The sequence below is a fragment of the Agrobacterium vacciniicorymbosi genome (assembly GCF_040427045.1).
Lineage (GTDB): Bacteria > Pseudomonadota > Alphaproteobacteria > Rhizobiales > Rhizobiaceae > Agrobacterium.
Genome location: NZ_JBETMF010000020.1, coordinates 37931 through 46154 on the forward strand (window position 1 = coordinate 37931; position 8224 = coordinate 46154).

The following is an 8224-nucleotide window of genomic DNA, read 5'->3' on the forward strand; positions in this document are numbered from 1 at the left end:
TTATGAATTTCGCTTATTAGGCCACTTGCATCAATATCCCAAAATTGGCTTGACCAAGATAAAAATGCGGCCTAACCATTCCGCCTATTCGAAACGCCTTGGGTGGAGTTGAGGCGTTACCGGGAGGATGTGAGGGATGTCGCAGGGCGCATCGGTTATTCAGGACGATTCCGCGACCGGAGCCACGCTGCGTCAGCATGGTCGCGTCCTGCTTCGCCTTGACAATATCAGCAAGGAATTTCCCGGCGTCAAAGCGCTGAGCGACGTGCAGTTTGATCTGCTGTCGGGCGAGGTTCATGCCGTCTGCGGTGAAAATGGCGCCGGAAAATCGACGCTGATGAAAATCGTCAGCGGCGTCTATCAGCCCACCAGCGGCACGATTCTGCACAAGGGTCGACAAGTTCAGTACGCCTCGCCACTGGAATCGGAAGCGGCTGGCATCGCCATCATCCATCAGGAACTGAACCTCGTTCCGCATCTGACCATTGCCGAAAACATCTATCTGGCACGCGAGCCCCGAAAGGGTTTTCTGGTCGACCGCAAAAAGCTGCGTGCGGATGCCAAACGCTGTCTCGACCGGCTGGGCATTGATCTCAATCCCGATCAGATGGTGCGTGGCCTTTCCGTTGCACAGTCTCAGATGGTGGAAATTGCCAAGGCGCTGTCGCTGGATGCTGAAGTTCTCATCATGGATGAGCCGACATCCTCGTTAACAGAACAGGAAACGCGGCTGCTGTTCAAGGTCATCCGCGATCTCAAAGCCTCTGGCGTCGGCATCGTCTATATTTCGCACCGGCTGGATGAAATGGCTGAGATCGTTGACCGCGTTACGGTGCTGCGTGATGGCCGCTATATTTCGACGGATAATTTTGCTGATATCACCGTGGACGATATCGTGACCCGGATGGTCGGCCGTTCTCTGGAAGAAAAATTTCCCGAGAGAACATCGAAACCAACGGATGAGGTGATCTTCTCGGTGAAGGGCCTGACACGCAAGGGCGTGTTTCATGATGTCAGCTTCGATCTGCGTCGTGGTGAAATTCTCGGTTTTGCCGGGTTGATGGGCGCCGGTCGTACCGAAGTGGCGCGGGCGATTTTCGGGGCTGATGCGTTCGATGCAGGAACGATCACCTTCGAAGGTCGCGAACTTTCCATTACCTCGCCGCAGGATGCGATCGCGGAAGGCATCGCCTATCTTTCGGAGGATCGGAAGAGCGATGGCCTCGCGGTCAAGATGTCGGTGGCAGCCAATACGTCTCTGGCCAATATGGACGAGGTGTCCAACCGCTTTGGCCTCATCGATTTCAAAAAGCACGACGATGCCGCTCGCCGCTATGTTGATCTTTTGAACATCCGCACGCCCTCGATCAAGCAGACGGTGCGGCTTCTATCCGGCGGCAACCAGCAGAAAATCATCATCGGCAAATGGCTGTTTCGCCAATCGCGCATTCTGTTCTTCGATGAGCCTACGCGTGGCATCGATGTCGGTGCAAAATTTGCGATCTACAAGATCATGGACGAGCTTGCGGCCAAAGGCATCGGCGTCATTCTCATCAGTTCGGAACTGCCGGAAGTGCTGGGCCTGACGGACCGCATCGCCGTGTTCCATGAAGGCACGATTACCGGCATCGTGGAAACGGCCAAGACCACTCAGGAAGAAATCATGCGCTATGCCTCTGGCTATAGCAGCGGGGATAGACATGTCAGATAGTGCAGACGCGCCCAAGAGCTTTTCCTTCAGCGACCGGCAGAAGGACATCATTCAGAAATTTGCGGCCCTCGGCAGTCTTGTCGTGCTGACCATGGTGTTTTCCGCCACCAGCAGCGCCTTCTTCACCGTCAACAACGCCATGACGATTGCACTTCAGGTGACGTCGATTGCGCTTCTGGGCATCGGTGCGACCTGCGTCATCATCACCGGCGGCATCGATCTCTCCGTGGGCTCGGTGCTGGCGCTTGCCGGTGTGGTTGCTGCCTTGGCGGTGAAGGAGTTGGGAATGCCGGTGCCTGTCGGTATGTTCTTCGGCATTCTGACCGGATCTCTGTGCGGCCTCATCAACGGCCTGCTCGTCACCCGCTTCAAGCTGCCGCCCTTTATTGCCACACTTGGCATGATGTTGATCGCGCGCGGCGTCGCCTTGCAGATCACTGGCGCGCGTGCCGTTTCCGGTCTTGGCGAATCCTTCGGTGAACTGGGCAATGGCGCTTTGTTTCGCATCGTCACCATTGGCGATGACGGCTTTCCGAATGTGGTCTTTCCGGGCATTCCCTATCCGGTCATCCTGATGATCGTGATTGCGATTGCCGTGTCCTTCATGCTCAACCGCTCTGTGCTTGGCCGTCATATCTATGCCGTTGGTTCGAACGCGGAAGCCGCGCGCCTGTCCGGCGTCAATGTCGCCCGCGTCACCAATTTTACCTATGTGCTGTCGGGTACGTTGGCGGGCCTCACCGGCTGTGTGCTGATGTCGCGCCTGGTTACGGCACAGCCGAACGAAGGCGTGATGTATGAGCTGGATGCGATTGCCAGTGCCGTGATCGGCGGCACGTCGCTGATTGGCGGCGTCGGCACCATTTCCGGCACGGCGATTGGTGCTTTCGTCATCGGCATTTTGCGCAATGGCCTCAACATGAACGGCGTTTCGGCCTTCACGCAACAGATCATCATCGGCCTCGTCATTCTGGGCACGGTGTGGATAGACCAGCTGCGCAACCGCCGCTGATGGAGTTTCGAATGGCGCATGATCTTCCCGGTGCGGAAGACATGCGGGAGGGTGCGGACCCAATCCGCGGGATAACCTGGTGGCGACGAGGAGATATCGCTTTGCCGGGACAATGGAGGAAAACATGAAGAAACTGACCACCGTACTTTTGACCTCGGCCATTGCGCTGTGGAGCGTATCGACCGTTCAGGCGGGTGAAATCGCCGTCATCGTCAAGACCGTGAATTCCACGTTCTGGCAGAACGTGCAGAAAGGTGCCGATGCCGCGATGAAGAGTTCGTCCGGCAACACCATGACCTTCCAGGGCCCGGCTTCGGAATCGGCCATCGCCGATCAGGTCAACATGGTTGAGAACGCCGTCAACCGTAAGGTATCCGGAATCGTTCTGGCGCCGTCTGATCCGGACGCGCTGGTTCCTGCCGTCAAGAAAGCCTGGGAAGCTCGTATTCCGGTGGTGATCGTTGACTCGCAGCTCGCCAAGGGTGCCGAGCAATATTACCAGTCCTTCCTCGCCACAGACAACAAGAAGGCTGGCGAACTGGCTGCACAGGCTCTGATCGACAAGGTTGGCAAGGAAGGCCAGATCGCCGTCATGTCCTATGTGGCCGGTGCCGGTTCGGAAATCGGTCGCGTCGGCGGCTTTACCGATTACATCAAGGCAAATTCCAAGCTTCAGATCGTCGGCCCCTATTATTCGCAGTCGCAGATGGCGACGGCGCTGAACCAGACCACTGACGTTCTGGCCGCCAATTCCGACCTCAAGGGCATTTTCGGCGCCAATGAGCCGACCGCGATTGGTGTTGGCCGCGCGCTGGCGCAATCCGGCAAGGCTGGTAAGGTCGTGGCCATCGGCTTCGACGGCAATCAGGACCTTCAGGGTTTCGTCAAGGATGGCACGCTTGCTGGCATCGTGGTGCAGGGCTCCTACCAGATGGGCGAAAAGGGCGTGGAAACCGTCACCAAGCTCATTAACAAGGAGAAGGTCGAGAAGTTCGTCGATACCGGTGTCGTGGTCGTGACCAAGGGCAATATCGACAAGCCGGAAGCGAAGAACGTTCTTTACTAAGGTCCGTTTGACGTCATGCTCGGGCCTGTCCCGAGCATCTGCCAACCTTTCGGTTTTTGCGACGTAAATGTATCCTCGGGACAAACCCGAGGATCACGTCCCAAAACACCAATTGCCAAGAGCTAGCTTTCGAAAGTGCCGCGATGAAAGTCTCCGAAAAACGTAAAATCCCCCGCCGTGATGTGGATGTGACCGTGATGGGCCTTGGCTGCGCCCAGATGGGTAATCTTTACCGGGTCACGCCCTATGCGGAATCGAAAGGTGCTTTCGACACGGCATGGGAGCACGGCATACGTTATTTCGATACTGCACCTTTTTACGGCTACACCCGCTCTGAGCGCCGCTTGGGAACCATGGTGACGGAGCATGAGCGGGCGGATTATACGCTCAGCACCAAGGTCGGTCGCGTCATGGTGCCGGACGCGACGGTGGGTCCGGAAGAGGATGCCTATATCGCGCCCCTGCCCTTCCGCCCGGTCTATGATTATTCCCATGACGGCATTTTGCGATCTTTCGAGGCCAGCCAGCAGCGGCTTGGCATTCTGAAGCCTGATATTCTCTACATTCACGACATCGGCCCCATGACCCATGGCGATAAGCATCAGCATTACTGGGAGCAGTTGACCACCGGTGGTGGCTTCAAGGCGCTCGCAAAGCTGCGGGATGAGGGATCGACGGGTGCGGTTGGTCTGGGCGTTAATGAGTGGGAAGTCGTGCGCGACACGATGGAGATTTTCGACATTGATGTTGCCATGCTCGCCGGGCGCTATACGCTGCTGGAGCAGGAAAGCCTGGATTTCATGAACAATTGCGCAAAGCGCGGTGTCGCTATCGTTGCTGCTGGTGCCTTCAATTCCGGTATTCTTGCCGGCAATCGCAAATTCAATTATGCGGATGCACCGCCGGAGATTCTGGCCAGGGTGGATTCGCTGCATAGTGTCTGCGAGGAACTGGGTGTGTCCTTGCAAGCCGCCGCCTTACAGTTTCCCCTTGCCCACCCCGCCTGCGTGACTGTGGTCTCCGGCGCACGCAATGCTGAACAGCTTTCTTCCAACATCGCATGGTTCGAGCAGGATATTCCTTCAAGGTTCTGGTCTGAGCTGGAAGTGCGTGGCTTGCTTGCCGAGGGCGCACCGGTGCCGCGGGCCAAGGTGTCATCATGATCATCGACGCCCATCAGCATTTCTGGCTTTTGAAGGACCGCGCCGGTCAGTGGCCGCCGCCTTCCCTGGGGGCGATCTACCGGGATTTCTTGCCGGATGATCTCCTGACTCTGATGGAAAAGGCCGGTGTGAGCGGAACGGTGCTGGTGCAGACGATGGAGACGGCTGCCGATACCGACTTCATGTTGGACCTTGCGGATCAGCATGGTTTCATCAAAGGCGTTGTTGGCTGGGTGGATATGAAAGCGGCGGATGCGCCTGCGCAGATCACCCGCCGCGCTACCCACCACGCCTTCAAGGCCGTGCGACCCATGTTGCAGGATATCGCGGATATCGGCTGGATCGATGATCCGGCGCTCGAACCTGCCGTAATGGCCTTGATCAACAATGGTCTTGTTTTTGACGCGCTGGTTCTACCGCCGCATCTGCCGCATCTACTCACATTTGCGACGCGTTATCCGGCCCTTCCCATCGTCATCGACCATGGCGCAAAGCCATTGATTGCCACAGGCCATTACATCGACTGGCGTAGGGACATGGCGGCACTCGCAGAGCTGCCGAATGTTCATTGCAAGCTTTCCGGCCTGTTGACGGAGCGCGGTGAGCAGAAGCCGGAGTCGGTTCGACCCTACGCCGAAACCATTCTTGAACTCTTTGGGCCGGACCACGTGATCTTCGGCAGTGACTGGCCGGTTCTGCATTTGGCGGGCGATTATCAGCAGTGGCTCGATTTCTGCCGCGAGATCATCCCCCCTCCCCATCACGAAGCCATTTTTGGCGGCAATGCCGTGCGTTTCTATTCTCTTTCCGACAGGTGATCCATGCTGGCGATTTTTTGCGATAAACCGGGGCTTCTTTCCGCAAAGGAATTGCCAAAGCCGCATCGCGCCGAGGGCGAGGTTCTGGTGCGCATTCGCCGCATCGGTGTCTGCGGCACGGATTTGCACATTTTCACCGGCAACCAGCCCTACCTTTCCTATCCCCGCATCATGGGCCACGAACTGTCTGGCACGGTCGAAGAGGCACCTGAAGGCAGTGGGTTGGCCGAGGGTGATGTCGTCACCATCATTCCCTATCTTTCCTGCGGCAAGTGCAATGCCTGCTTGAAGGGCAAGAGCAATTGCTGCCGCAACATCGGCGTTCTTGGTGTTCATCGCGATGGCGGCATGGTGGAATATCTCAGCGTTCCCCGGCAATTCGTGCTGAAGGCGGATGGCCTCAGTCTCGATCAGGCGGCGATGACGGAGTTTCTTGCCATAGGCGCTCATGCCGTGCGTCGCGCGGCGGTGGAAAAAGGTCAGCAGGTTCTGATCGTCGGTGCCGGTCCCATTGGCATGGCGGTTGCCGTCTTTGCGGTTCTAAATGGCGGCGCGGTGACGATGATCGACAGCCGCGAAGACAGGCTCGATTTCTGCAAAGAGCAGCTTGGCGTCTCTAACATCGTGCAACTCGGTGAGGGTGACAAGGACAGGCTTTCGGAGATCACCGGCGGTGATTTCTTCGATGTGGTGTTCGATGCCACGGGCAATCCGAAAGCGATGGAACGCGGCTTTTCCTTCGTCGGCCATGGCGGCTCTTACGTTCTCGTCTCCATCGTCGCCAGCGACATCAGCTTCAACGACCCGGAGTTTCACAAGCGCGAAACCACGTTGCTGGGCAGCCGCAACGCGACGCTCGAGGATTTCCGGGCGGTGTTGGAAGCGCAGCGCGCTGGCAAAGTGCCGGAGGCATTGATTACCCACCGCATGGTGCTTGCCGATGTTCCATCCCGCTTTGCCGATCTCACCAATCCCAAGGCTGGTGTCATCAAGGGCATGGTCGAAGTGGCGTGAGCCGTTCGATAAAGCCTGACGAAACGAATTTATGACCTCTGACCGCGAGTAAACGGCCATGACCAAAATCACAGACCTGCGCGTTTTCGATCTGCGTTTTCCCACATCCCAGAGCCTTGATGGCTCGGATGCGATGAACCCGGACCCGGATTATTCGGCGGCTTACGTTATTCTCGATACCGATGACACGGCATTGAAAGGCCATGGCCTGACCTTCACCATTGGGCGCGGCAACGACATCTGCTGCATGGCCATCGAAGCGATGCGGCATCTGGTTGTTGGTACCGATCTCTCCACCGTACTCGAAAATCCGGGCAAATACTGGCGTCATCTGACAAGCGACAGCCAGCTCCGCTGGATCGGGCCGGATAAGGGTGCGATGCATCTGGCCACCGGTGCGGTCGTCAATGCCGTCTGGGATTTGCTGGCGAAACAGGCGGGCAAGCCAGTGTGGCAACTGGTGGCCGAGATGAGCCCGGAGCAGATCGCGGATATCGTCGATTACCGCTATCTCACCGATGTTCTGACGCGCGACGATGCGTTGACCATTCTCAAAAAGGCCGAGAGCGGCAAAGCAGAGCGCACCGAAATCCTCAAAAACGAGGGTTACGCCTGCTATACGACCTCTGCTGGCTGGCTGGGGTACGGCGATGAGAAGCTGCGCCGTCTGTGCCAGGAAGCCATCGATGCCGGTTTCAACCATGTGAAGATGAAGGTGGGGCGCGATCTCGAAGACGATATTCGTCGCCTGACCATCGCCCGCGAGGTCATCGGTCCCGACCGGTATCTGATGATCGATGCCAATCAGGTCTGGGAGGTCGATCAGGCCATCGAGTGGGTCAACAAGCTCGCTTTCGCCAAGCCCTTTTTCATCGAAGAGCCGACCAGCCCTGACGATATTGCCGGCCATCGCAAAATCCGCAAGGCAATCGGTTCGGTCAAGGTCGCGACGGGTGAAATGTGCCAGAACCGCATCATGTTCAAGCAGTTCATCGCCGGAGGTGCGATAGACGTCGTGCAGATCGACAGCTGCCGCATGGGCGGTCTCAACGAAGTGCTGGCCGTGCTGCTGATCGCCGCAAAATACGGCCTGCCCGTCTGGCCGCATGCCGGTGGCGTTGGTCTCTGCGAATACGTGCAGCATCTGTCGATGATCGATTATCTGGTCGTATCAGGCACTAAGGACGGTCGCGTGATCGAATATGTCGACCATCTGCACGAACATTTCATCGAGCCCTGCGACATCAGGGATGCCGCTTACATGCCGCCGAAAATGGCGGGTTTTTCGATTGAGATGAAGCAGGAGTCGATTGAGGCCTATACGTTCAAGGGGTGAAAAATGCGGAAACCCTCTAGACGTAAACGTCATCAACTCTGTTGCATTAAGTCGTCTCTGAGCCTTGCGTTTATAGTTATGATAATTTTCCGCATGGTTGCGGC

General features: G+C 57.2%; 7 protein-coding genes. All 7 read left to right on the forward strand.

What is annotated here, in order from left to right:
- The first annotated feature begins 136 nt into the window (after positions 1-136).
- The 7 genes from ABUK73_RS22575 (at position 137) to ABUK73_RS22605 (ending at position 8120) form a co-directional block, all read left to right on the forward strand.
- Positions 137-1711: a sugar ABC transporter ATP-binding protein gene (locus ABUK73_RS22575; protein ID WP_353579218.1), complete on the forward strand. Its 1575-nt coding sequence runs from the start codon at positions 137-139 to the stop codon at positions 1709-1711.
- Positions 1701-2723 (forward strand): ABC transporter permease, encoded by a 1023-nt coding sequence (locus ABUK73_RS22580; protein ID WP_113087391.1) that lies wholly within the window; start codon positions 1701-1703, stop codon positions 2721-2723. Before ABUK73_RS22575 ends, ABUK73_RS22580 begins: the two co-directional genes overlap by 11 nt.
- Before the next feature lie 124 nt (positions 2724-2847).
- Positions 2848-3789 (forward strand): ABC transporter substrate-binding protein, encoded by a 942-nt coding sequence (locus ABUK73_RS22585; RefSeq protein ID WP_353579219.1) that lies wholly within the window; start codon positions 2848-2850, stop codon positions 3787-3789.
- A gap of 143 nt (positions 3790-3932) precedes the next feature.
- Positions 3933-4952: an aldo/keto reductase gene (locus ABUK73_RS22590; RefSeq protein WP_353579220.1), complete on the forward strand. Its 1020-nt coding sequence runs from the start codon at positions 3933-3935 to the stop codon at positions 4950-4952.
- Positions 4949-5770: an amidohydrolase family protein gene (locus ABUK73_RS22595; protein ID WP_353579221.1), complete on the forward strand. Its 822-nt coding sequence runs from the start codon at positions 4949-4951 to the stop codon at positions 5768-5770. Before ABUK73_RS22590 ends, ABUK73_RS22595 begins: the two co-directional genes overlap by 4 nt.
- 3 nt (positions 5771-5773) lie before the next feature.
- Positions 5774-6784, forward strand: coding sequence for a zinc-binding alcohol dehydrogenase family protein (locus ABUK73_RS22600; RefSeq protein WP_353579222.1), 1011 nt, complete (start codon positions 5774-5776; stop codon positions 6782-6784).
- Positions 6785-6842: 58 nt separating this feature from the next.
- Positions 6843-8120 (forward strand): L-fuconate dehydratase, encoded by a 1278-nt coding sequence (locus ABUK73_RS22605; RefSeq protein ID WP_353579223.1) that lies wholly within the window; start codon positions 6843-6845, stop codon positions 8118-8120.
- Positions 8121-8224: the final 104 nt, after the last annotated feature.

Excerpts from the sequence above, each read along its gene's own strand:
- ABUK73_RS22595 (WP_353579221.1), top strand. The coding sequence starts at position 4,949 with ATGATCATCGACGCCCATCAGCATTTCTGGCTTTTGAAGGACCGCGCC.
- ABUK73_RS22590 (WP_353579220.1), top strand. The coding sequence starts at position 3,933 with ATGAAAGTCTCCGAAAAACGTAAAATCCCCCGCCGTGATGTGGATGTG.
- ABUK73_RS22600 (WP_353579222.1), top strand. The coding sequence starts at position 5,774 with ATGCTGGCGATTTTTTGCGATAAACCGGGGCTTCTTTCCGCAAAGGAA.
- ABUK73_RS22585 (WP_353579219.1), top strand. The coding sequence starts at position 2,848 with ATGAAGAAACTGACCACCGTACTTTTGACCTCGGCCATTGCGCTGTGG.
- ABUK73_RS22575 (WP_353579218.1), top strand. The coding sequence starts at position 137 with ATGTCGCAGGGCGCATCGGTTATTCAGGACGATTCCGCGACCGGAGCC.
- ABUK73_RS22605 (WP_353579223.1), top strand. The coding sequence starts at position 6,843 with ATGACCAAAATCACAGACCTGCGCGTTTTCGATCTGCGTTTTCCCACA.
- ABUK73_RS22580 (WP_113087391.1), top strand. The coding sequence starts at position 1,701 with ATGTCAGATAGTGCAGACGCGCCCAAGAGCTTTTCCTTCAGCGACCGG.